General features: G+C 57.4%; 24 protein-coding genes. 4 read left to right on the forward strand and 20 right to left on the reverse strand.

The genetic code is table 11. From position 1 onward, the window contains the following. Positions 1–40: 40 nt before the first annotated feature. The 3 genes from ACJTMZ_RS21280 to fdhF all read right to left on the reverse strand — a co-directional run bounded on the left by ACJTMZ_RS21280 (position 41) and on the right by fdhF (position 3,458). On the reverse strand, positions 41–715 hold the full coding sequence (locus ACJTMZ_RS21280; protein WP_015570200.1) for a tetratricopeptide repeat protein: 675 nt from the start codon (positions 713–715) through the stop codon (positions 41–43). Positions 716–836: 121 nt separating this feature from the next. Continuing rightward, entirely contained in the window at positions 837–989 is a 153-nt protein-coding gene (locus tag ACJTMZ_RS21285) for a Hok/Gef family protein (RefSeq protein ID WP_017694713.1), read from the reverse strand. A gap of 321 nt (positions 990–1,310) precedes the next feature. Next, positions 1,311–3,458, reverse strand: coding sequence for a formate dehydrogenase subunit alpha (gene fdhF, locus ACJTMZ_RS21290; RefSeq protein ID WP_080024796.1), 2,148 nt, complete (start codon positions 3,456–3,458; stop codon positions 1,311–1,313). A gap of 256 nt (positions 3,459–3,714) precedes the next feature. Between fdhF and ACJTMZ_RS21295 the strand changes: the two genes are divergently transcribed. Continuing rightward, a complete protein-coding gene (locus tag ACJTMZ_RS21295; protein WP_015570202.1) occupies positions 3,715–4,446 on the forward strand; it encodes a response regulator in 732 nt (243 codons plus the stop codon). Here ACJTMZ_RS21295 and ACJTMZ_RS21300 read toward each other — a convergent pair. The 6 genes from ACJTMZ_RS21300 to ACJTMZ_RS21325 form a co-directional block, all read right to left on the reverse strand. Next, positions 4,428–5,447, reverse strand: a complete 1,020-nt coding sequence (locus ACJTMZ_RS21300) for a carbohydrate kinase family protein (RefSeq protein WP_023295771.1) — start codon at positions 5,445–5,447, stop codon at positions 4,428–4,430. The genes ACJTMZ_RS21295 and ACJTMZ_RS21300 overlap by 19 nt on opposite strands. Next, positions 5,447–6,307: a ketose 1,6-bisphosphate aldolase gene (locus ACJTMZ_RS21305; protein ID WP_045911460.1), complete on the reverse strand. Its 861-nt coding sequence runs from the start codon at positions 6,305–6,307 to the stop codon at positions 5,447–5,449. The genes ACJTMZ_RS21300 and ACJTMZ_RS21305 overlap by 1 nt, the downstream gene beginning before the upstream one ends. Positions 6,308–6,317: 10 nt before the next feature. Beyond that, positions 6,318–7,004 (reverse strand): D-lyxose/D-mannose family sugar isomerase, encoded by a 687-nt coding sequence (locus ACJTMZ_RS21310; RefSeq protein WP_015570205.1) that lies wholly within the window; start codon positions 7,002–7,004, stop codon positions 6,318–6,320. Between the two features lie 115 nt (positions 7,005–7,119). Next, positions 7,120–8,061 (reverse strand): ABC transporter substrate-binding protein, encoded by a 942-nt coding sequence (locus ACJTMZ_RS21315; RefSeq protein ID WP_003860240.1) that lies wholly within the window; start codon positions 8,059–8,061, stop codon positions 7,120–7,122. Positions 8,062–8,089: 28 nt separating this feature from the next. Further along, positions 8,090–9,085, reverse strand: coding sequence for an ABC transporter permease subunit (locus tag ACJTMZ_RS21320; protein ID WP_015570206.1), 996 nt, complete (start codon positions 9,083–9,085; stop codon positions 8,090–8,092). Further along, entirely contained in the window at positions 9,082–10,602 is a 1,521-nt protein-coding gene (locus tag ACJTMZ_RS21325) for a sugar ABC transporter ATP-binding protein (protein WP_032104464.1), read from the reverse strand. Before ACJTMZ_RS21325 ends, ACJTMZ_RS21320 begins: the two co-directional genes overlap by 4 nt. 181 nt (positions 10,603–10,783) lie before the next feature. Between ACJTMZ_RS21325 and ACJTMZ_RS21330 the strand changes: the two genes are divergently transcribed. After that, entirely contained in the window at positions 10,784–13,081 is a 2,298-nt protein-coding gene (locus ACJTMZ_RS21330) for a hybrid sensor histidine kinase/response regulator (RefSeq protein ID WP_015570208.1), read from the forward strand. Here ACJTMZ_RS21330 and alsK read toward each other — a convergent pair. The 6 genes from alsK to alsR form a co-directional block, all read right to left on the reverse strand. Beyond that, complete coding sequence (gene alsK, locus ACJTMZ_RS21335) at positions 13,014–13,958, reverse strand: allose kinase (RefSeq protein ID WP_408626975.1); 945 nt, start codon at positions 13,956–13,958, stop codon at positions 13,014–13,016. The two genes, ACJTMZ_RS21330 and alsK, sit on opposite strands and share 68 nt — an antisense overlap. Then, on the reverse strand, positions 13,942–14,637 hold the full coding sequence (alsE, locus tag ACJTMZ_RS21340; RefSeq protein ID WP_015570210.1) for a D-allulose 6-phosphate 3-epimerase: 696 nt from the start codon (positions 14,635–14,637) through the stop codon (positions 13,942–13,944). The genes alsK and alsE overlap by 17 nt, the downstream gene beginning before the upstream one ends. Positions 14,638–14,647: 10 nt before the next feature. Then, complete coding sequence (alsC, locus tag ACJTMZ_RS21345; protein WP_017382644.1) at positions 14,648–15,628, reverse strand: D-allose ABC transporter permease; 981 nt, start codon at positions 15,626–15,628, stop codon at positions 14,648–14,650. After that, entirely contained in the window at positions 15,607–17,139 is a 1,533-nt protein-coding gene (gene alsA, locus ACJTMZ_RS21350) for a D-allose ABC transporter ATP-binding protein AlsA (protein ID WP_015570211.1), read from the reverse strand. The genes alsC and alsA overlap by 22 nt, the downstream gene beginning before the upstream one ends. Before the next feature lie 76 nt (positions 17,140–17,215). Further along, on the reverse strand, positions 17,216–18,151 hold the full coding sequence (alsB, locus tag ACJTMZ_RS21355; protein WP_015570212.1) for a D-allose transporter substrate-binding protein: 936 nt from the start codon (positions 18,149–18,151) through the stop codon (positions 17,216–17,218). A 64-nt stretch (positions 18,152–18,215) separates the two neighbouring features. Further along, positions 18,216–19,106, reverse strand: coding sequence for a D-allose utilization transcriptional regulator AlsR (gene alsR, locus ACJTMZ_RS21360; protein WP_015570213.1), 891 nt, complete (start codon positions 19,104–19,106; stop codon positions 18,216–18,218). A gap of 351 nt (positions 19,107–19,457) precedes the next feature. On the opposite strand from alsR, the gene rpiB reads away from it, so the two are divergent. After that, positions 19,458–19,907, forward strand: a complete 450-nt coding sequence (gene rpiB, locus ACJTMZ_RS21365; protein WP_023295775.1) for a bifunctional allose-6-phosphate isomerase/ribose-5-phosphate isomerase RpiB — start codon at positions 19,458–19,460, stop codon at positions 19,905–19,907. Positions 19,908–19,976: 69 nt separating this feature from the next. After that, positions 19,977–20,300 (forward strand): DDRRRQL repeat protein YjdP, encoded by a 324-nt coding sequence (gene yjdP / locus ACJTMZ_RS21370; RefSeq protein ID WP_015570215.1) that lies wholly within the window; start codon positions 19,977–19,979, stop codon positions 20,298–20,300. 54 nt (positions 20,301–20,354) lie between these two features. On the opposite strand, the gene phnP is transcribed toward yjdP, so the two are convergent. The 5 genes from phnP to phnL are packed head-to-tail and all read right to left on the reverse strand — an operon-like array spanning position 20,355 to position 23,911. Beyond that, complete coding sequence (phnP, locus tag ACJTMZ_RS21375; protein WP_015570216.1) at positions 20,355–21,113, reverse strand: phosphonate metabolism protein PhnP; 759 nt, start codon at positions 21,111–21,113, stop codon at positions 20,355–20,357. Positions 21,114–21,122: 9 nt separating this feature from the next. After that, entirely contained in the window at positions 21,123–21,557 is a 435-nt protein-coding gene (gene phnO / locus ACJTMZ_RS21380) for an aminoalkylphosphonate N-acetyltransferase (RefSeq protein WP_015570217.1), read from the reverse strand. Further along, positions 21,550–22,101, reverse strand: a complete 552-nt coding sequence (phnN, locus tag ACJTMZ_RS21385) for a ribose 1,5-bisphosphokinase (RefSeq protein WP_032104477.1) — start codon at positions 22,099–22,101, stop codon at positions 21,550–21,552. Before phnN ends, phnO begins: the two co-directional genes overlap by 8 nt. Continuing rightward, positions 22,098–23,234, reverse strand: a complete 1,137-nt coding sequence (gene phnM / locus ACJTMZ_RS21390) for an alpha-D-ribose 1-methylphosphonate 5-triphosphate diphosphatase (RefSeq protein ID WP_015570219.1) — start codon at positions 23,232–23,234, stop codon at positions 22,098–22,100. The genes phnN and phnM overlap by 4 nt, the downstream gene beginning before the upstream one ends. Further along, complete coding sequence (gene phnL / locus ACJTMZ_RS21395; RefSeq protein ID WP_015570220.1) at positions 23,231–23,911, reverse strand: phosphonate C-P lyase system protein PhnL; 681 nt, start codon at positions 23,909–23,911, stop codon at positions 23,231–23,233. Before phnL ends, phnM begins: the two co-directional genes overlap by 4 nt. Positions 23,912–24,495 lie beyond the last annotated feature (584 nt).

Here is a 24,495-nt window from a genome sequence, read left to right on the forward strand (position 1 = left end):
GTTTTGTAGGCCGGGTAAGGCGAAGCCGCCACCCGGCACGTTATTCCCCGCTCAACGCATCAAACTCTTCACACCCGGTATCAAACCCTTCGGTACAGCTCAGGTTTAACCAGTAAAGCGCTTTCTGTTTATTCGGTGTGATAAAGCCTTTCTCACCCTGCCTGAACAGCATTCCTGCCCAGTACTCCGCATAGCCCGTCCGGGACAGAGCCGAACTCCGCTTGAACCACGATGCGGCCTGCACGTCATCCTGAGGAACTTCAACGCCGTTGGCATAGATCAGCCCCAGCAGCTGTTGCGCGTCTACCGCCGAGTCGCTATCGATGTCTTCGGTCGCCGATTGCAGCAGTGCGATGGCCTGCGGGTAGTCGGTTTTGCCCGCCTGCGTGTTCACCAGCACCCGCGCCAGCATGATCGCGCCGCGTTTGCTGCCCGCAATGTTTGCCTGCTGGGCCAGGGCTTTGGCCTGAGCATAGTCGCCCTGCGAAAAGTGGATTTGCGACAGCAGCGCCATGGCGTCGACATCACCGCCTTTTGCCGCTTTTTCCGCCCACAGCGCCGCCTGCGCGCTGTCGCCGGAACTGAACCAGGTATCGGCAAGATAATACTGCGCGCGCGCATCGCCCGCTTCAGCCTGCTTTTTATACTGGCTGCCTATCTCATCGGCATGGGCAAACGCGGTTAAAAATAACAACATCAGAAAAAGGGTTTTCATGGATTCTTATCATCTGGGTACACGCCGCGCAGTATAATCGCGGCGACAGAAGAAAAAAACGGGTGCGTTAAGACCTCAGCATCCCACAAGCCGGGCGGAACACGCGTTCCGCCCGAAGAGGTTAGCCTGCGTTACAGGCTAATTTCGCCGCCACCTCCTGATGTTCACTCTTTATTGAAAACTCACATAACTTATCGCGAGTAATAAAGGTAAAGATCACTATCGTCAGGCAAATAATAAAGACGATGCCTAACGTATTTTTTAATGGCGTCATGCCTTTTACTCCTTGTGAAAAAAAGAATAAGAGGCTACTCTCAACCTGTTGGTTGTTGAGGGGTAGCCTCGGGTAAATGCAAATTTCCCGGGGCTTTCCACTTTCTGTCCCTCAACAATGCTCAAGACAGAAAGTCTTAAGCACCCGCCGCATATCTTATCCCTCTGAATTAAAATGCAAAGATGTAATTAATTTTCGCGCAAATTACATTTTTTCTGCGAGACGTCTTCAGAAATATATATAGATGTAATTAATAGCGATGCCAGAAATAATAATGGGGTGAATATCTCACCCCATTTAGTCAGTGATTAATTTACGGCTTCATCCCATTGCGCTTTCACGCAGGCGGGCTTTCAGCTTGTTATATTCGTCGATCACATACTGTTCCGCAGCGTGTTGATCCGCAATGGGCTCCACGTTTACGGCGCAGTATTTATACTCCGGCGTTTTGGTTATCGGGCTTAAGTTCTCCGTCACCAGCTCGTTACAGGCGCCAATCCACCACTGGTAGGTCATATAGACTGCCCCTTTGTTCGGACGGTCGCTGACCTGCGCGCGGGTAATGATGCGGCCCTTACGCGAGTTCACCCACACCAGCGCTTCATCTTCAATACCGAGCCGTTCGGCATCGGCGGTGTTGATCTGCGCGTAGCCCGGTTCATCCGCCAGCGCCGCCAGCGCGGCGCAGTTACCGGTCATGGAACGGCAGGAGTAGTGGCCCACTTCACGCACGGTGGAGAGCACCATCGGATACTCGTCGGTGAGCTTATCGATCGGCGCGACCCAGTCGCAGGTGAAGAACTGCGCCAGCCCGTTCGGGGTGTCGAACTTCTCTTTAAAGAGGTACGACGTCCCCTGATCGGATTCTGACTCATCCCGGCACGGCCACTGGATGTAGCCCAGCTCACCCATTTTTTCATAGGTTGCCCCATAAAAGTCCGGACACAGATGCCGCAACTCGTCCCAGATCTCCTGGGTGTTGTTGTAGTGCATCGGGTAGCCCATGCGGGTGGCGATTTCGCTGATGATTTGCCAGTCTGTTTTCAGATCCCACTTCGGCTCGACGGCCTTGAAGAAGCGCTGGAAGCCGCGGTCTGCCGCCGTATAGACACCTTCATGCTCGCCCCAGGAGGTCGACGGCAGAATCACATCCGCCGCTGCCGCGGTTTTGGTCATAAAGATATCCTGAACAATCACCAGCTCCAGATCCTCAAAGCCTTTGCGCACCGCAGACAGTTCGGCGTCGGTCTGGAGCGGATCTTCACCCATGATGTAGGCCGCACGTACTTCACCGTGCGCCGCGCGGTGCGGCAGCTCGCTGATGCGGTATCCGGTGTGTGCCGGCAGACTTTCCACGCCCCAGGCCTTCGCAAACTTCTCGCGGTTTTCCGGGAACTTCACGTACTGGTAGCCCGGATAGGTGTCCGGCAGCGCGCCCATATCACACGCACCCTGCACGTTATTCTGACCACGCACCGGGTTCACGCCCACATGCGCTTTACCCAGATTGCCGGTCAGCATGGCGAGGCTGGTGAGCGAGCGCACGGTTTCCACGCCCTGGTAGAACTGGGTCACGCCCATGCCCCACAGAATGGCGGCGGTTTTCGCTCCGGCGTACATCCGCGCCGCCTGGCGGATCTCCTGCGCGCTGACGCCGGTTATCGCCTCTACTGACTCCGGCGTATAGCCTTCGACAATCTTGCGATACTCTTCAAACCCTTCCGTACGGCTCGCGACAAACGCCTGGTCGTAGAGGTTCTCCTCAATAATGACATGCCCCATCGCATTCAACAGCGCGATGTTCGAGCCGTTTTTCAGTGCGATGTGCATATCCGCAATGCGCGCGGTTTCAATTTTACGCGGATCGCAGACGATGATTTTCGCCCCGTTCTGTTTGGCGCGAATAACGTGATTCGCGACGATAGGGTGAGAATCCGCCGGGTTATAGCCGAAGATGAACACCAGATCGGTGTTATCTATCTCATTGATGGCATTACTCATTGCGCCGTTACCGACCGACTGGTGCAGACCTGCAACCGATGGGCCGTGTCAGACGCGAGCGCAGCAGTCGACGTTATTGGTACCAATAACGGCGCGCGCGAATTTTTGCATTACATAGTTAGTTTCGTTACCCGTCCCGCGTGAGGAGCCGGTGGTCTGAATCGCATCCGGGCCATACTTGGCCTTGATGGCGCTGAGGCGCGTGGCGACGTAATCCAGCGCTTCATTCCAGGAGACGGCTTCCAGCTTGCCGCCGCGCTCGCGGCGGATCATAGGGGTTTTCAGGCGCGGCGTGAGGATTTGGGTATCGTTAATAAAATCCCAGCCGTAGTACCCTTTCAGGCACAGCGTGCCCTGATTGGTTTTACCCTGCGCCGCTTCCGCCCGGACGATTTTGCCGTTATCGACCACCAGGTGGATCTTGCAACCTGAGGCACAATAAGGGCAAACCGTGACGACTTTTTTCATCACTTTGCTCCAGTTAAACAGTTCTTACCTGCCCAATATGCAGCTTCTATGCCATGTTTTTACTATGGGTATTTCCTGACTTTACGACCCTTTGCGGGGCAAAACCCTGACGAAAAACAGCCAATCGTCAAAATTGACGTGTCGAAAGGGCAGGGGATGTGACATGGATTGAATTTCCGTCACGTAAAAAACAATTCGGCTGGAGCCAGCGGCAGAATGGTTCAGACTTAACATAATTCCCTGACGGAAGCATGCGATGAAACCGGCGATTCTGGTGGTTGATGATGATGTCGCAGTCTGCGAACTGCTACAGGATGTGCTCAGCGAGCACGTCTTTACCGTGCTGACGTGTCACACCGGTCAGGACGCGGTGAACCGTGTCCAGCAGGACCCTGGCATTGCGCTGGTTCTGCTGGACATGATGCTGCCGGATATCAACGGATTACAGGTTTTGCTGCAACTGCAAAAGCAGCGACCATCGCTACCGGTGGTGATGCTGACGGGGCTGGGAAGTGAATCAGATGTGGTCGTCGGGCTGGAAATGGGCGCCGATGATTACATCGGAAAACCGTTCAATCCGCGCGTGGTGGTCGCCCGCGTTAAGGCGGTGCTGCGTCGAACCGGCGCGCTGGACGCGGAGCCTGCCGCGCCGCGCGTTGAAGGTATTACCTTTAACGGCTGGACGCTGGACACCACCCGCTGCGAGCTGAGCGATCCGCAGCGTAATACCGTGCCGTTAACCCAGGGCGAATACGGCCTGCTGCTGGCATTAACGCAAAACGCCCGCCGGGTACTGAGTCGTGAACAGCTGCTGGAGCTGACCCACAGCGAAAGCGCCGAGGTCTTTGACCGCACTATCGACGTGTTGATCATGCGGCTACGGCGAAAAATTGAGGTCAATCCGCACCAGCCTTTGCTGATCAAAACCATTCGCGGTCTGGGCTATGTTTTTGCCACGGACGTTTCCCATCATGAGAAAGCCGCCTGACCGTTCTCCTGAATAAACGCCTGAAGCTCGGCCAGCGTTTTCGCGCCGTCAATCGCATTGGCCGCCAGCAGGCTGGCCCGCGCGCAGGCGTGCGCCAGATAAATACTCTCGGTAAGCGACAGCGATTCATGGCAACCGTATAAAAAGCCTGCGCAAAACGCGTCGCCCGCACCGACGCTGCCGATAATCTCGTCCTGCGTCAGCTTCCACGACGGAACCCATTGCCCTTTTTCACCCGGCGCTTCACCCCATGCCCCTTCCGGACAGTGGATCACCACCCGCTGCCGCACGCCTGCCGCCAGCAACTGTGCGGCAGCGTCGGCGATATGGACCATGTTCAGCGCACCATGACCGTCGCGGATCTCAAGCCCGCTAAACTCACCGGCTTCCAGCTCGTTAATCACCAGATAATCAAGATGACGCAGGGCAGGGAGCACCAGCGGCTGATAGCGCGGATCGCCCTTGCGGGAGACCAGATCGAGCGAGGTTTCATACCCCTGATCGCGCATCTGTGCCAGTAACCGCGCGCTGCGGGTGCCAAACTCCTCGTCCGGCATGTCCAGGCTGTCGAGCAGCAGCAGATAGCCGAGATGGAAGATCTTCAGCGATCCGTCTAAACGATCGAAGGCGGGAAGATCCAGCAGGCGGTTGGCGCCCGGCGAGTGGAAAAAGGTGCGCTGTCCGCTGGGGTCGGTCATTACCTGCGACATCGACGTTGGGGCGAACGTCGTGCGCTGCACGCGCTGGCGATTGACGTGATACTGGTCGAGCATCGCCAGAATATAGTCTCCGTCGCTGTCTTCCCCAATCAGCCCCACCGCCTGTAACGGCAGGCCGACGTGCATTTTCGCCAGCGTCAGCAGAACGTTGAGCGGCGCACCGCCGGTTGAGCGCTCACTGTGGGTGATTTCCGCCAGCCAGCCGCGCTCCGGCCACTGCACGATCTGATGAACGTGATCCACCAGCATGTTGCCTGCGGCGATAATCCCTTTGCGTTCCATTATGCCTGCCCCGCGCTGCCGAAGATGCGCATCTGCTCCGCGACCGTATCGGTAATGGCCTCTTCAATGCCCAGCAGCAGTTCGGCAAACTCATCGTACAGCGGCTGGCGGTTTGCCATGCGCTGCTCAACGGCGGCGAGCGCGGCCTGCGACATGCCGGTATAGAAGTTGATTTTATGAATGCCCAGCTCGATGGCGCGGCGGAAGTCGGCATCGCTGATGCCAGAGCCGCCGTGTAACACCAGCGGCAGGCCCGTCTGCTGGCGAATGGCGTCCAGACGGGGGAAATCAAGCTTCGGCTCGCCCTTGTATTTCCCGTGCGCGTTGCCAATGGCGACCGCCAGCGCATCGATGCCGGTTGAATCAACAAACTCGCGCGCCAGCTGTGGGTCGGTAAAGAACGCTTCGTCCGCATGCCCGTACAGCGCGCCGCCTTCATCTCCGCCGACTGCGCCCAGCTCCGCCTCCACCGAGACGCCCACCGCGTGGCACATCTTCACCACTTCCCGGGTCTGGCGGATATTTTCCTCATAGCTCAGCGTCGAGCCGTCGAACATCACCGAGCTGAACCCTAAGCGCAGGGCGCGCACGACGGCCTCAAAATGCAGGCCATGGTCGAGGTTAAGCACCACGGGAATATTGTGACGGGCGGCTTCGAACTTCACCGCTTCCACCAGTGACTCCAGAGACACGTACTTAAAATGCACTTCCGCGATGTTGATGATAAACGGCGAACGTTCCTGCTTCGCGGCGGCAAACAGCGCGCGCAGAAAATGGGAGTCGAGAACGTTGAACGCGCCCAGGGCGTAGCGGTGTTCTCTGGCGTGTGCCAGACCGTCGGCAAGAGAAATCAATGGCATCATTCACTCCTTATATCCGAAACAGGGTGTACTCGTTGCACAGCACCAGCACCGCCGGTTCGTCTTCTTCGATGGTGTTATAGCGATCGATGGGCTGTAAAAAGTGGTTGTCGTGTTCATCGTCATTGACCGACGACACTTCGCCCACCAGCACGTCGCCAAAGCCGCGTTCACCCCAGAAACTGTGGTACAGGCCGGGCGTCAGGCAGATGCTCTCCCCTGGCGTGAGGCGCAGCTGGCTGCCGGGCGCGTGCGTCTGCCGACAGCCGTCTATCGTGACGATCACGTCGGTGTTTTCGGTCTCTTCATGCGCGCCCGCATTCCATAACTCAATAATCAGATTTCCGCCGCCGCGGTTGATGATGTCCTCCCGCTTGCGCCAGTGGAAATGCATCGGCGTCACCTGGCCGTCGCGGACGTGCATGATTTTTTCGGCATAGCACTTTTCATAAGGTACGCCGTTGGGGGAGCCGTTGCGCAGGGTGAACAGCGTCAGCCCCTGTGCGGCAAAATTGTTACCGCCAAACGCCGTCACGTCCCAGCCGAGCCTGAGGTCGAACACCTCCTGCCAGGTGGCCTGGTCAAGCTGCTGCCATTTTGTTGGCGGAAAGCTGGCAAACGGCGGGAGATGCACGTCGTGCATGGAGAAGAACTGCCGCGTGTGGCCGAGTATTTCATTGATGTCGGAGCGTTTCATGGGGACTCCTTAAGTTTTTTGCCGCCCCCTCACCCCGGCCCTCTCCCTTGAGGGGGAGTAAGTTCCCTCTCCCCGTGGGAGAGGGTTAGGGTGAGGGCATCAGGCCGCACCGGGTTTACTTAACCGTCCACCCCTTATACGTGCCGACGTTCTTTTTATCGATCATCGTCACCGGGATCAGCACAGGCTCTTTCGGCGCAGGTTTGCCCTGAAGAATGTCATAGCCGATCTCCACCGCCTTCGCCGCCATCACCTGCGGATCCTGCGCCGGCGTCGCCACAAACAGGGAGTTTTCGCGCTTCAGAGCTTCTTCACCGTCCGGGCTGCCATCCACGCCAACGATAAAGAACTCATTACGTTGAGCCTGTTTCGCCGCCAGATCGGCACCGATCGCCGTCGGATCGTTAATTGCGAATACGCCGTCGATCTTCGGATTGGCCGCCAGCAGGGAGGTCATGACCTCCAGTCCGCCTTCGCGGCTGCCTTTGGCGTTCTGATTATCCGAAAGCACTTTGATATCCGGGTGGCGCCTGAACTCGGTCTGGCAGCCCTCCACGCGGTTTTGTACCGCAGAAACCGGCGGCCCGTTGATGATCACCACGTTGCCTTTACCTTTCAGGCGGTCGGTTATGTACTTACAGGCCATCTCCCCCGCCTGGGTGTTATCGGAGGTGATGGTCGCATCAGCCCCTTCCGCCGCCACGTCAACCGCCACGACCACGATCCCTGCCTCTTTGGCGCGTTTTACCGCCGGGCCGATCCCTTTGGAATCCGCGGCGTTGAGGATGATCATGTCCACTTTCGCCGCAATGAAGTTATCGATCTGCGACACCTGCTGGCCCAGATCGTACCCGCTGGAGACCAGCGTCACCTTGACGTTATCTCCCGCCAGCTTGCGCGCTTCCAGCTCGGCACCTTTGGTGATCTGCACGAAGAACGGGTTAGCCAGGTCGCCCACCGTCACGCCGATGGACTTCAGATCTTTTGCCTGCGCAAACGGGGTTGCGGCCAGCAGCGCGCCAGCACAGAGCGCGGTCACTAAGGGCTTCAATCTCATGCTGTATTCCTCACGTAGGGTATTGTTGTTATGCACTTTGATGGTGTCGGGTACGGTATTTGTCGATCAGCACCGCTATGATGATCACCGCCCCTTTGATCACCAGCTGCCAGAAGTAGGAGACGCCCATCAGCGTCATGCCGTTGTTGAGGGTGGCGATGATCAATGCACCGACCAGCGTGCCGGTGATCGTGCCGATCCCGCCGACGAAGCTGGTTCCGCCGAGGATCACCGCCGCAATCGCATCCAGCTCGTACCCCGTGCCGAGGTTGCCGTTGGCGCTGTAGAGGCGCGAGGCGCTCATCACGCCGCCTAATCCCGAGAGCAGGCCGCTCATGCCGTAGACAAACAGCAGCACCAGCCAGACCTTGATGCCGGTTAAGCGTGCCGCCTGCATATTGCCGCCGACCGCATAGATGTGAACGCCGAGGGTTGTGCGACGCAGAATAAACCAGCACACCACAATCACCGCCAGGGCGATCACCACCAGCCACGGAATCGGGCCGAGGTAGTTGTTGCCGATCCACTCGAAGTTAATGTTGGAGTTAATGACCGTCGTGCCGTCCGCCAGCAGATACGCCGCGCCGCGCAGTGCCGTATAGGTGCCGAGGGTGACGATAAACGGCGGCAGCCCGGCAAAGGCCACCAGCGCGCCGTTGAACAGCCCCAGCACCATACCGAGCATCAGCGCCGCCGGAATGGAGAGCATCGCAAATTCAGGGATAAGCGAGACCACCATCGCCGCTACCGCCGTAGTACCCAGAATCGAGCCCACAGAGAGGTCAATCCCGCCGGTCAGGATGATGAAGGTCATCCCCGCCGCCAGCACGATGTTGATCGACGCCTGCCGGGTAATATTCAGCAGGTTGCTCTCGGTGAAAAAGTTCGGGGCGATAAAGCCAAATACCGCCACAATCAGGATAAGAATCGGCAGGATACCGACCGTTTGCATCAGATCGCTCATCAGCATTTTTTTGGCGGAGGCGGATTTCGCCACCTGCTGCGGATGGGTAGGAGTTGTCATGATTGCACCGCCTGATGATGAGTGTCGTTCACGCCGGTTGCCAGCGTCATAATGTTTTCCTGAGAGATGTCGCGCCCGTGCAGTTCACCCGCGATGCTGCCTTCGCGCATCACGTACACCCGGTCGCTCATGCCCACCACTTCCGGCAGCTCGCTGGAGATCATCAGAATCGCCACCCCTTTGCGCGCCATCTGGTTCATGATGCGGTAGATCTCGCTTTTCGCGCCGACGTCCACCCCGCGCGTGGGCTCGTCCAGAATCAGAATGCGCGGGCCAATCGCCACCCAGCGGGAGATCAGCAGCTTTTGCTGGTTGCCGCCGGAGAGCCCGCCCGCGCGCACCTGAGAATGCGGCACGCGGATATTGAGCAGGGCGATGGCGTCATCGGAAATAGACTGCGCTTTTTTGCGGTTCAGCCAGCCGAAGGTGGCGTCGCGCTCCAGCGTCGCCATGGTGATGTTCTCCTGCGCCGCCAGCTCCAGAAACAGCCCCTGCTCCTTGCGGTTCTCGGTAAGAAAACCGATGCCGTTTTCAATGGCCGCGCGCGGGGAGTGGATCACCACCGGCTCGCCGTCGACCTCGATCATGCCGCCGGTGGCTTTACGCACGCCGAAGATCAGCTGCGCCAGCTCGGAGCGTCCGGCCCCGACCAGCCCCGCCAGCCCGACGATTTCACCGGAGCGAACCTGCAAACTGCACGGCAGCACTTTTTTGCCATCTGTCAGGTGGTGCACGTTCAGACGCGGGCTGCCGAGCGGAATATCGCGCTCTTTGTTAAACAGATCGCTTAACGGACGGCCCACCATCATGCGCACCAGCTCAGAGGCATTCAGCTTGTCGCGCGTCAGGCTGCCGACGTACTGCCCGTCGCGCAGGACGCTGACGCGATCGGAAAGCTCATACACTTCCGCCATGCGGTGGCTGATGTAGATAATCGCCATCCCTTCATCGCGCAGGCGCAAAATCAGTTCGAACAGACGGTGGGTTTCGCGCGAGGAGAGGGCGGCGGTGGGTTCATCCATCACCAGAATACGGCTGTTGCGGTGCAGCGCGCGGGCGATCTCCACCTGCTGTTGCTCGGCGATGGTCAGCTTCATGACCAGGTCGGTGGCGCTGAACTGCGCGCCCAGACGGTCAATGACCGCCTGCGCCTGGGCTGCCATCTCTTTGCGCTGGACCAGCCCGCCGCGCGACAGCTCGCTGCCGAGAAAAATGTTTTCCGCCACGGTCAGGTTAGGAGCAAGCTGCATCTCCTGATAAATCAGGGTAATGCCTGCGGCCAGCGCATCCTTCGGACCTTTGATGTGAAACGGCTGACCGTCGATGAGGATGTCGCCGCTGCTGGCGGTATAAGCGCCTGCGAGGATCTTCATCAGCGTGCTTTTTCCGGCGCCGTTTTCCCCCATCAGCGCGTGGATCTCTCCGGGGAAAACCGTCAAATCCACACCCTTGAGCGCGTGGAAATTGCCAAACGTCTTGGCAATGTGGCGCATCTCTAAAACCGGGGTTCTGCTCATGGCGGATCTCCTGTGAATGTCGATATCTGCACTTCATCACAGGTGCGTAAATGCAAAATGTCAGAAGCTGTTCATATTTGTCATAGTTATGAATAGCTAATCGCCATCACATTTTCCTTTTCCCTCTCCCTGTGGGAGAGGGCCAGGGTGAGGGCACCAAACCGCAGAGGAGCCCAAACCCATGTCTTCACGCCCCCCGTTCTTCACCAGCGCCCGCGGTCGCCTGCTGATATTTAACCTGCTGGTGGTGGCGGTAACGCTGATGGTAAGCGGCGTGGCGGTGCTCGGCTTTCGTCATGCCAGCCAGATCCAGGAGCAGGTGCAGCAGCAAACGCTGGATGATATGACTGGCAGCATGAACCTCGCGCGTGATACCGCGAATGTGGCGACGGCGGCGGTGCGGCTGTCGCAGGTAGTCGGTGCGCTGGAGTACAAAGGCGAAGCTGAACGGCTGAAACAGACGCAGATGGCGCTGCGCCACTCGCTGGAGCAGCTTGCCGATGCGCCGCTGGCGCAGCAGGAACCGGCGCTGGTGGCGCGTATTATCCGCAGGAGCAATGAGTTACAGCAGAGCGTGACGGGAATGCTGGAGCGCGGGCAAAAACGGCATCTGGAGCGTAACGCGCTGCTCAGCGCGCTGTATCAAAGCCAAAGCTACCTGCGTCATTTGCAGGATATCAACCGCCGTTACGCGAGCAATGTGCCAGACGCCCGGCAGCTTGCAGAGATGGACAGGCTGATCGTTGCCGCCATTGATACCCCTTCACCGCGCGCCACGGTGCAGCAGCTGGATGCAGTAACCGCGATGTTACCCGCGAGCGCCCTGCAACCGGTGGTCAACCTGGTGCTCCCGGATTTTAATGATGAGCTGCGCAAGCTCGCGCCACTGTCAAAGCAGCTGGAGGAGAGCGATCTGTCCATCAGCTGGTACATGTTCCACATCAAGGCGCTGGTGGCGATATTAAACCGCGACATCAATCAGTACGTTGAACAGGTGGCGCAGGCCTCCCGGCTGCGTACCGCCCAAAGCCACCAGGAGCTGCGCTCCATCAGCGTGTTTATCAGCGTCTTCGCGGTGCTGGCGCTGATCATCACCGGCTGCGCCTGCTGGTATATTTACCGCAATCTGGGCTCCAACCTGACGGCTATCTCAAGGGCAATGTCGCGCCTCGCTCACGGCGAGCAGGATGTGTCGGTGCCCGCGCTACAGCGGCGTGATGAGCTGGGGGAACTGGCGCGCGCGTTTAACGTTTTTGCCCGCAATACCGCTTCGCTGGAGCACACCACGCGGCTACTGAAGGAGAAGACCTCGCAGATGGAGGTCGACCGCATCGAACGTCAGGGGCTGGAGGAGGCGCTGCTGCACAGCCAGAAAATGAAGGCGGTTGGGCAACTGACGGGCGGGCTGGCGCATGATTTTAATAACCTGCTGGCGGTGATTATCGGCAGTCTGGAGCTGACCGATTCAGCGTCACCGGACGCGCCGCGCATCACTCGTGCGCTCAAAGCCGCGGAACGCGGGGCCATGCTCACCCAGCGTCTGCTGGCCTTCTCGCGCAAGCAATCCCTGCAACCTCATGCGGTAGAGATGAAGCCGCTGCTGGAGAACCTGAGCGAGCTGATGCGGCACTCGCTTCCCGCCACGCTGACGCTGGATATTGAAGCGCAAACCCCGGCCTGGCCCGCATGGATTGACGTCAGCCAGCTGGAAAACGCCATTATCAACCTGGTAATGAACGCCCGTGATGCAATGGAGGGGCAAAATGGTGTAATCAAAATCCGCACCTGGAACCAGCGTGTGACCCGCAGCGACGGGCGCAGGCAGGATATGGTCGCGCTGGAGGTGATTGACCACGGCTGCGGGATGTCGCAGGAGGTGAAATCGCAGGTCTTTGAACCGTTCTTCACCACCAAACAGACCGGCAGCGGCAGCGGGTTAGGGCTGTCGATGGTGTACGGCTTTGTGCGTCAGTCCGGGGGGCGCGTTGAGATCGAAAGCGCGCCGGGGCAGGGAACCACCGTGCGGCTCCAGCTGCCGCGTTCGACGCTGCCCGCGTTCTCCGATGATGCCGCGCTGGCGACCACGGCCCCGGCAGAGAGTGAGCTGCTTGTGCTGGTCCTGGAAGATGAGGCGGGCGTGCGGCAGACCCTGTGCGAGCAACTGCACCAGCTTGGCTACCTGACGCTTGAAGCCGAAAACGGCGAGCAGGCGCTGAACATGCTGGACGCATCGCCGGATATCGGCATGTTTATCAGCGACCTGATGTTGCCGGGCGGCCTGAGCGGCGCGGAGGTGATCGGCCATGTACGCAGCCACTATCCGCAGTTGCCGGTGCTGCTGATCAGCGGGCAGGATTTGCGCCCGGCGCATAACCCGCAGCTGCCGGACGTTCAGTTACTGCGAAAACCGTTCACCCGCGCACAGCTGGCGCAGGCGCTGCGCAAGGTGATGGCAGGAACCGGCAGCGAGCCAGGGTAGCGGCCCCCTGAGCGCCGTTAAAAGACGACGACGAGGCAGGGATAAATTTCACGGACTCATGCGGCAGCGGGCGGCGCAAATGCTGCTTTATCCCGACAATCAGCGCTTCGCGCGGAAAGCCAGGCATATCCATTACGCCGCCTCCGAGGATCACCGCATCCGGATCGAACAGATTTACACTGGTGGCAATGGCGCGGGCTGCATGATTCAGGAGTTGCTGTACGAAGGGGTCATCGGGTACGGCTGAAAAGATATCTCCCATCGCATACTCGCGGGGCTGCTGTTCGTACCACTGTTTCAATGCGATACCGGAACAAACCGTTTCCAGACATCCCGGGTTGCCACAACCACAGTGCCGCGTCATATCCCCCTGTGGAATATGCCCGAGCTCGCCCGCTACGCCGTGCGCGCCCGTCCATGGAGCACCGTTTAGCCAGATGGCAAATCCCATGCCGGTGCCAAGATAGGCCGCCAGAACCTCTTGCTGCTGGAGATTGTGTTGCACCACGTCAAACGAAAGCTGAAGGTTAACGTCGCGGGAAAATTCGACCGGGCAGCCTAGCGCATCTTCAAGTTTTCCCGCCAGATCGCGGAGCTCATTCGCCTGCAAAGGCAGATTTGGCGTCGAGATAATGGTGCGTTTGTCTTTGCCGACCAGTGCCGGAAAGCCCATGACCAGACCGCGACAGTGAACCTGTAAATGACGCAGCTGAGCCGTGATCATTTCCGTCACGCCGCACACCACACCAGAGCGGATAACCTCCGCGGTGCGCTGTTTTTCACAATGCAACACCGCACCGTCGGCCGTTTGCAGGCAAAAACGGATATGAGTGGCCCCCATATCCACTGCGGCGACGACATCAGGCTGTTTTTGCATGAGGAACAACCTCGTTTCGTGCCGACAGGATCTGCCCGGCCATAAGCTGCCATGCATCCCCGATATTCTCTGCATGGTTGAACAGACCAGACGTTCCGACGATAAAGACATCTGCGCCGGCGGCCATCAGTTTTTTATAGGTGGCCTGATTGCATGAGCCATCGATCTCAATCTCATAGCTCAGCCCTTCGCGTTCGCGCCAGGCTTTCAGCTCGGCAATTTTCTCCAGCATTTCCGGAATGAACGGCTGCCCGGCAAAGCCTGGATCGACGGTCATCACGGTGATTTTGTCCGCCTTATGAATATAGTATTTCATTGCCTCAACCGGGGTTTCCGGGTTGAGGATGAGTCCCACCTTCATACCGTGACGACGGATCTCTTCAATCAGGCGGAAAGCCTGACCGTTGATGGTCTCCGGGTGCAGTGTGATGAAGTCTGCTCCGGCCTGCGCCAGCTGGCTTATGTAGTCCTGCGGGCGAGTCACCATCAGGTGACAGTCCAGTGGTTTGGTGGCGAGCTTCTTCACCTGGCCGACAAAGAACGGAGACAGCGTCAGATTAGGCACAAAGTGGCCGTCCATGATGTCGATATGGAAGTAGTCCGCGTGCTGGTCAATAAATTCGATCTGTTCTTTGAATTTCAGCAGATCCATACACATCAGGGAGGGTGAAATTTTCATAGTGATTTCCTTACTTACTGATCAATCTGTCGAGGGCAACAGCGGCGATAATCAACCCGCCCATTACCACCAGCTGGTAGTAGGTTTGTACCTGTAAGATATTGAGTCCGTTATTGATGGTGCCGATGATGAGACCACCAATCACGACCGAGAAGATGCGGCCTTTACCGCCGAAGAAGCTGGTTCCGCCGATGATGGCGCTGGCGATGGCGTATGTTTCAAATCCCATCCCGGCCAGCGGCTCCGCTGCGCCCAGACGCGCAGTCGACACCACGCCCGCCAGCCCGGCGCATACGCCAGAAATAATGAACACCACCAGAATATGAAACTTCACGTCGATGCCGGAGTAGAACGCCGAGTTTTTGTTACCGCCCAGGGCGTAGATATTGCGCCCTAGCCGCATACGGGTGGTGAGGAACCAGAGGATCACCGCGACGATCAGCGAGAAGATGACCGGTACGGGTATCCCGAGGACGCTGGCAGCGAAGAAGTTTACAAAGTCGAACGAGAAGCCATAGACGGAATTAGCGTCGGAAATCACCAGCGTGATGCCGCGAAAAATGGCGTTAGTACCGAGAGTGATAATGAACGGATGTAGCCCGGTCCAGTTGACCAGACAGCCATTGATCGCCCCCAGCGCGCCGCCGACCAGTACGCCGCCAATCAGTGCTGCAAAAAACGGGTCGACACCAGCCAGCATCAGTTTGGCAGTCACCATGCCGGAGAGTGCCAGAATGGCTCCGACGGACAGATCAATACCCGCGACAAGGATGGCAAAGAATTCGCCCATCCCGATCAGCACCGTTACCGAGCTCTGGACAAAAATCTGCGTGATGTTGTTGGTGGTGAGGAAGTACTCCGATGACAGCGTGCCAAAGATGGCGACTATAATCGCGAGGATAAAAAAGGTACCGTACTTGTCCCAGAACAGCGCGAAGTTAAATGGCTTTTTCTCCGCCATATCGCCTTTCACTCTTGTGGTAATGCCCATGCCATGATCTCCTCTTCGCTCATGTCGTCGCGATTGGTCAGGATTTGCGTCAGCCGCCCTTCGCAGAACACGGCGATGCGGTCGCAGACGGCGATAATTTCAGGTAATTCAGATGACACCATCAGGATGACCTTGCCTTCGTCAGCCAGCTGGCGCATCACCTTGTAGATTTCGGCCTTTGCGCCGACGTCGATGCCTCGCGTGGGTTCATCAAAAATGATGACGTCCGGGTTGCAACACAGCCATTTAGAAATCAGCACCTTTTGCTGATTGCCGCCGGAGAGTTCGGTGATGTTTTGCTCTACGCTTTGGCACTTCAACGCCAGCAACTGGCGCTGTGCTTCGGCGGTCTTGCGTTCTTCATGCTCGCGAAAGAGCCCCATGGCCCCTTTATAGCCACCGTTTTTCAGGCTCTGGCTGACGGCCATGTTTTGGGCGATAGAGAAATTAGGGAAAAAGCCATTTTCGCGGCGGCTTTCGGTGATGTAGGCCATCCCTTTTTTCAACGCATCCAGAGGCGAACGCGGGGAGATGGTTTTGCCGTTGAGGCGAATTTCACCGCTCGCGCGTTTATCCACGCCGAAGAGACAGTCCATCAGTTCGGTACGTCCCGAGCCGACCAGACCCGCAAAACCCAGTATTTCGCCGCGGTTCACGCTGAACGAAATATCTCGCACTTTTTTCTTGTCCCGGCTGGTGACGTTGTTCACCTCAAACACCGTGTCGCGTTCGATGTTGCCGGTGCTCTCTTTCATGGCGTTAAAGCGGTTTTGCAGTTCGCGGCCGACCATCAGGCGCACAATGTCGTCGTTTGAAACGTCACTCACCAGGCCACTGCATACGCTGGAACCGTCTTTCATTACCGTGTAGCGGTCGCAGATGCGGCGGATTTCCGCTAGCTTATGCGAGATATAGACAATGGCGGTGCCTTCTTTACGCAGCTGATTCATGATCAAGAAAAGATAATCCACCTCTTTATTGGTTAATGAAGATGTGGGTTCATCCATAATGATCACTTTGGCATCGAGCATTAAGGTTTTCGCGATTTCCAGCATCTGTTTATGGCTGATGGATAAATTCGCTACTTTTTCATCTAAATCGACTTTTAATCCGACGCGTAAGAGCATCATCGCACCGCGAATGCGCATCTCTTTCCAGTCAATAATCCTGATGCCACAAACCTTTTTAGTCAGGTGACGGCCTATATATAGATTTTCCAGCACGGTTAATTCATCAATAACGCTGAGTTCCTGATATATAATGCCGATGCCCAGTCTTGCTGCCAGTTTATGATCCAATTTGTCGTAATTCTTTTCATTAATAATAATGGAGCCTTTGGTCGGTTCATGAATTCCCGACAATACTTTCATTAAGGTTGATTTACCGGCACCATTTTCCCCTAATAACGCGTGGATCTCATGAGGGTATATAGTTAAATCAACCGATTTTAATGCGTGAACCGGACCAAAGGATTTGCCGATCCCCGCCATCGAGATATATGGCGTGACCATGTTTATTTCCTTCTCTGTTCACCCTCTCCCTGTGGGAGAGGGCCGGAGTGAGGGCATCAAGCCGCACAGTTCTGCGTTATTTTGTCACCAGAATCGAATCCACCAACTTGAATTCAGGCGTTTTTTCCAGCGGGATGACTTTCCCGGTTTTCGCGGCATCCACCATTAATTTCAGGCCGGTCGCCCCGATGTCCGCCGGGTTTTGTGCGACGGTTGCCGTCATCTGACCGGCTTCGACCATCTTACGCGCCTCTGGGATACCATCGGTGCCGACCACCAGCACTTTGCCGATTTTACCGGCGTTTGCCACCGCCTGCGCCACGCCCATCGCCATGGTATCGTTCGCGCAGTAGAAGGCTTTCAGATTCGGGTTTCGTTGCAGCACGTTGGTTGCCACATCCAGAGCTTTAATGCGATCCCAGTCGGCGGGCTGGCTGGCAACCAGCTTAATTTGGTTTGCTTTTTTGAAGGCTTCTGTTGCGCCATTGCGGCGCGCCTCGCCCGATGCGTTACCGGCTTTACCCTCAATGATTGCGACTTCGCCCCCCTCCGCACCAAGTTTATTGATAATAAAATCGGCCCCTTTTGCGCCGACGGCCACGTTGTCCGTTGTGACAAACCCCTCTACATTGCCACCTGCTTTTTTCAGGTTATCCATATCGATTTTTTCATCGAGATTCACCAGATAGAGACCTTTCTGCCAGGCGCGCGCGACGGGCATGACCAGATTCACGGAGGAGAGTGGGGCAAAAGCGATACCCTTGTATTTTTTATTACTCAGATCTTCGAACAGCTGTAGCTGGGACTGAAAATCCCCTTCTGACGGCGAGGCAAAAATATCAACGCTTACTCCCAGGGTTTTGGCTTCATCTTCAATCCCTTTCTTCATATCCACCCAGAATGGATTGGAGAGCGTTTTTAATACCACCGCATATTCCGCAGCAGCAAACGCGCTGGTGGATAACATTAAGCCCATAGCGGCGCCGCTGAAATATTTCAGATATTTATTCATAGCAGTGTTCTCAATGTAGGGTATGTTGTTGTTAATCCCGCCTGAGCAGGATTAACCTTTTAATTTACTTCAGTGCGCCAGGAGAGAAGAAATCCACAATAGCGCCGGTTTTTTGCATATTAAGTGTGGCCTGTTCGATATTTTGTTGTGCAACGGAAACAAATAACGCATCTAATAATGTAAGCTGTAATATACGCGCGGAGGCGTTGCGCCCTAATAACGGGGTCTCTGGTGCTGGCGAACAAATAATATAATCAGCAAGTTTAGCAATCGGCGAATGGTAGCTATGGGTAATACAGATAATTTTGGCGCCGTTCTTTTTTGCTAACTCAACTGCTGCTTTCACATCACTGGTGCGGCCGGAATGGGAGACCACCAGTACCACATCCCCTTCCTTCAGCAGCGATGCCGACATCATCATAATGTGCGCGTCCTGATACGACTGGCAGCGCACGCCGATGCGTAGAAACTTATGCTGGATGTCGGCGCAAATAGCGTTAGAACCACCCACACCGTACAGATCGCGCTGGTTGGCCTGGGCGAAGAAACGTGCCGCGCGGTGAATTTCATCCACGTTCACTATCGACTGGCCTTCCATAATGGTGCGCAGCGTAATATTGAACACTTTGTTAACCACATCCTGTGGTGCTTCATCAAAAGCGAGTTCCGCAGGTAATACTTGTTCGGATTGCGAGAAGTAGTCGACCAGCGCCGCACGCAGGTTACGGAAACCGCTAAAGCCGAGCAGTTTGGCCACTTTCACGATCATCGCTTCCGACACCATCAGCGTTTCGGCAACGTCTTTAATCGCAGGCGCGCCGCTCAGGTTACCCGGCTGGAGCAGCCAGTCGACGATACGGCTTTCGTTGTCGGTCATGCCTTCCTGCTTCATGCGCAGGTACGGTGCAAGGCCAATGCCGTTAGGCAGCTCTTTTTTAAATTCTGACTGACTCATCGCTCTCTTTTGTCCTTAAAAATGAAGACGACACTATATCACCACACTCTGGCATGAAAATATGCTGGCAACTTCACAATGTTTGAAAATTCATAAAGTTTTATTGTCTGTGAAGTTTCGATGGGCGGTTGCTTTAGGATGACCTTAAAAATCAATAATATAATTATGACACGTTAACGGATTTTAATGCATGCCGTAAGAAATATACCGTCATGAGAGAGTTGAAATGTCAAAGTCAGGGGTGTAGAACACGCGCAGAACTCGATGGTTTTGAGGTTTTATTGCACAACTGACCGGTCTTAAATCACAACTCCATCGAGTTCGTAAAGTTAACCCACGATGAGGTTTATTATGAAAAAGATTGCATTTGGCTGCGATCACGTAGGTTTTATGCTGAAAGAGGATATTCTGGCCCATCTGCGCGCGCGTGGCATCGACGTGGTGGATAAAGGCACCTGTTCCCCGGAGCGTACTGACTACCCGTATTATGCCAGCGCGGTTGCACAGGCTATTATCGATAAGGAGGTGGATGGCGGCATCCTGATCTGCGGAACGGGGGTAGGGATCTCCATTACGGCCAATAAGTTCCCGGGCATCCGCGCAGTGGTCTGTAGCGAACCTTATTCAGCTCAGCTTTCAAGGCAGCATAACAACACGAATGTGCTGGCATTTGGTTCGCGCGTGGTCGGACTGGAGCTGGCAAAAATGATCGTCGATGCCTGGCTAAATGCACCGTTTGAAGGGGGACGACATCAGGCGCGAGTCGATGCGATAGGGGCGATTGAACAGGCCAGGAATTGAGATTCCTCCGCTACCCCGGTTCCCTGCCATTCATTACCGTAAGGCCAGTTCACCTGCGAGTCTGGCCTTATGAAACGTTACTCTACCGCTCTGTTATTGGGTCTGCTGACTTTAACCAGCCAACTGGCGCATGCCGATGTGATTGATGATGCCATTGGCAATATTCAGCAGGCGATCAACGACGCCTATAACCCCGGCAGCAGCCGTAATGATGATGACGACGATCGTTACGATCGCAGCCATCAAACCGACAGCCGCCAGTACGACGATCGTCGTCGACAGTTAGAAGATCGACGCCAGCGTTTAGACGAGCGTCAGCAGCAGCTGGATGACGATCGGCGTCGGTTAGAAGAGGATGAGCGCCGGTTGGAGGATGATTACGATCGGTGGTAACCCCGGTATTGCAACGCGTAGGCCGGGTAAGGCGCAGCCGCCACCCGGCAAAACCTAATCCAGTACCAGCATCATCCCGTCATACCCCGCTTCAATGCCGGACGGCAGCGGGTTATCCATCATCCACACGTCAAACTGATGGCTGATATGCGTCAGGATCACCTGCGGACAGCCAATCACCTCGTTCAGCGCAATCACCGTATTCAAATCACAATGGTTGCGCGGCGTCTCCGGGCGCGGTTCATGGCTACAGTCGATAATCATCGCCTGCGGCTGATTGTTTAGCAGAAACGTCACCGTTTTATCCGGTAGCCCGGCGGTATCAGAAAGCCACGCCACGCGGCTGTGGGCGGACTCCAGCAGATAGCCAAACGTGAGTTTTGAATGGTTGAGCGGCAGCGGCGTGACCCGCAAGCCCTGAAGTTCAAACATCACAAACGGCTCCACCGTGTGGCTGAAATCGAGAAGGCCCGGATGCCTGAACAGGTCGTCACAGCCTGCGTCGTCCGGCGGACCGTAAACCGGAATGGTCGCTCCCACGCCCCAGCGCAGAGGAAAAAGCCCCTGAACGTGATCCATATGATAATGGGTAAGCAAAATCTGCCTGAAACTCCCCGCGGGCCAGTCGTCCATCAGGTGTGGAATACCCGCGTCCAGCAAGGTGACCGAATCGTTGAATTTCACCGCCGCGCTACAGGGGCGACGGCGATAATTTTCCTGTAAACGCGCCCGTCGGCACGCCGCGCAGTCGCAGCCAAACACCGGCACCAGCTGCGCCCCTCCGGTTCCTGTCAGCGTGATCGTCAGACTCATAACGCACCTCTACAGCGGTTTGGTGAAGCGGAAATGGCTTTGCGTATATCCTTCACGAACATAAAAACGGTGCGCGTCCACGCGCTTCACGCTGGTGGAAAGCTCGGTCAGCTCGGCGCCTGCCTGTCGCGCGACGTCCTCTGCCCAGGCCAGCAGCTGGCTGCCCACTTTTAATCCGCGCGCCTGCGGCATCACCACCAGCTCCTGGATCTCGCCGATCCAGCGGGCGTGATGCAGGTGAAACTGCATATGCAGGCCGATCATACCGATGATCTGCCCGTCCAGCTCGGCCAGCTGGTAACGCATATTGTGATCCTGCAAGTTGGCCAGATACCCGGCGTGAAACGCCTGATGATCGAACTCGGCCTGCTTAAGTTCGCAGATCAGCGCGTAAACGATCGGCGCATCGTCGGCGGTGGCGGGGCGAAGCTGGCAGTCAGGCATGCTGTTTCTCCTTCTGGCGAATAAGCGATAGCAAGGTCTCGACTGACTGTAGCAAACTTCCGTCGTTATTGAGGAGATGGCAACCCGACGGGGTGTAGCGCGCCGCCCGTTCCAGCCGCTGGTCGATCTCGCGCGCGTTTTCGCGCCCCCGCTTTTGCAGCCGGCTACGGAGAACGTCCGGGGAAACCTGCAAACAGACCGGGAGCAGCGCCGCTTCGTACCGGGCGCGAGCCTGCGGGAGATGCGCCCGCGAGCCGTTAACCAGTACGTCGAACCCCGCATGCAGCCAGAGGTCAATCTCAATACCGACGCCATAGTAGTAACCGTTGGCATGCCAGCTCAGCGCCAGCAGGTTTTGTCCGGCGCGGGTAAAAAACTCCTGCTCGCTCAGGGCGATATGGTTCTCGCTTCCGGCGTTGGCATCGCGCGTGATATAGCGGTGCGCGACCAGCAGCTGTGAATGTTCCCGCTGCCGTAACGCCGACAGCAGGCTGTCCTTCCCGGAGCCGGACGGGCCCATTAACCAGATGAGTCTTCCCATCAGAACACCCTTTTTCCCTGACGCCAGACGTGGTCGATATGAATGTGCTCGCCCTTACGGTGGGCGAGCACCAGATCGGCCCGTTTCCCCTCGGCAATTTCACCGCGATCGTGAAGATTAAGCGCGCTGGCCGGGTTTTTCGTCACCAGGCGAATCGCCTGTGGCAGCGTGAAGCTGTTGTTCTCGTCGTCCGCGACGCGGAAGGCCGCGTCCAGCAGGCTGGCGGGGTAATAGTCAGAGGAGAGGATATCCAGCAGGCCGAGCGAGGCGAGCCTGCTTGCCGCCACGTTGCCGGAGTGCGATCCGCCGCGCACGATATTTGGCGCGCCCATCAGGACGTTCATGCCGTGCTTACGCGATGCCTCTGCCGCTTCAAACGTGGTGGGAAATTCAGCTATCACGCTGCCAAGCTGGTGGGATTCGCGCACGTGATCGTGCGTGGCGTCGTCATGGCTGGCCAGGGCAATATTCCGGTCCCGGCACATCGCGGCAATGGAGAGGCGATTCGGCTGCGACCACTGGGCCGCAAGCTGGAGCTGCTCTTCTTCGTAGCGCGCCATCTCCGCGTCGTTGAGCGAATATTTGCCCTGATAGTATTCGCGATACTTTTCAATGTTGGCGAACTGGCGCTGCCCCGGCGAGTGATCCATCAGGGAAACCAGCGAGACCGGCTCGCGGCCCACCAGCTTCTCAAACAGCGGCAGGGTGGTGTGGTGCGGCAGCTCGCAGCGCAGGTGCAGGCGGTGCTCGGCGCGGTTGAGGCCGCGCTTTTGCGTCTCCTCCACGGCGTTGATCATCTTCTCCAGGTTCTCCAGGCGATCGCCGCCGTCGCGCACGTCGCCAATCGCCACCGCGTCCAGCACCGTGGTGATGCCGCTGGCGACCATCAGCGCGTCGTGGCTGCTCATCGCTGAATGAGCAGGCCAGTCCACCTTTGGGCGCGGGGTGAAGAATTTATCGAGATTATCGGTATGCAGCTCAATCAGCCCCGGCAGCAGCCAGCCGCCTTCGCCGTCCATCGCTTCAGGAGTGCGGCTCCGGGTTTCGGCAAAGGCGCGGATGACACCGTCCCGCACCTCAACCGAGCCGTTCACGACCTCATTTTCCAGCACCAGCCTGACATTATTGATAATCATACGTTTGTCCCCATCGGGTGCAGTCTGTCCGCCACGCGTTGGCGTACGGCGTCGTCGTGGAAGATCCCGACGATCGCCGCGCCGCGCGCTTTGGCCTGTTCGATCAGTTCCATCACCGCTGCGCTGTTCTTACTGTCGAGCGAGGCGGTGGGTTCATCCAGGAGTAAAATCGGGTAATCGACGATAAAGCCGCGGGCGATGTTGACGCGCTGCTGCTCGCCGCCGGAAAAGGTCGACGGGGCGAGGTGCCACAGACGCTCCGGTACGTTGAGGCGCGTCAGCAGGCTGGCGGCTTTAGCGGCGCAGGTTTCGCGCGGCACGCCGAGATCCAGCAGGGGTTGCATGACCACGTCCAGGGCGGAGATCCGCGGGATCACCCGCAGGAACTGGCTGACCCAGCCGATCGTCGAGCGGCGCACTTCCAGCACTTTGCGCGCGGGAGCCTGAACCAGATCGACCCATTCATTGTTATGGCGAATATGAATATGGCCTTCGTCCGGCAGGTAGTTGGCATACAGGGAGCGCAGCAGGGTGGATTTTCCGCTGCCGGAATGGCCATGCAGCACCACGCATTCGCCGTTGCTGACCTCTAACGAGGCATTTTGCAGTACCGGCAGGCGGACGCCGTTTTGCTGGTGGAGCACAAAGGTTTTACTGACATTTTCAACGTGGATCATTTTGGCCTCGCGATTCGTTTTGCCGGGTGGCGGCTTCGCCTTACCCGGCCTACGGGTGCGGTGTTCGTTTTGCCGGGTGGCGGCTTCGCCTTACCCGGCCTACGGGTGCGGTGTTCGTTTTGCCGGGTGGCGGCTTCGCCTTACCCGGCCTACGGGTGCGGTGTTCGTTTTGCCGGGTGGCGGCTTCGCCTTACCCGGCCTACGGGTGCGGTGTTCGTTTTGCCGGGTGGCGGCTTCGCCTTACCCGGCCTACGGGTGCGGTGTTCGTTTTGCCGGGTGGCGGCTTCGCCTTACCCGGCCTACGGGTGCGGTGTTCGTTTTGCCGGGTGGCGGCTTCGCCTTACCCGGCCTACGGGTGCGGTGTTCGTTTTGCCGGGTGGCGGCTTCGCCTTACCCGGCCTACGGGTGCGGTGTTCGTTTTGCCGGGTGGCGGCTTCGCCTTACCCGGCCTACGGGTGCGGTGTTCGTTTTGCCGGGTGGCGGCTTCGCCTTACCCGGCCTACGGGTGCGGTGTTCGTTTTGCCGGGTGGCGGCTTCGCCTTACCCGGCCTACGGGTGCGGTGTTCGTTTTGCCGGGTGGCGGC

Source organism: Enterobacter sp. DN (assembly GCF_046054285.1).
GTDB lineage: Bacteria > Pseudomonadota > Gammaproteobacteria > Enterobacterales > Enterobacteriaceae > Enterobacter > Enterobacter hormaechei_C.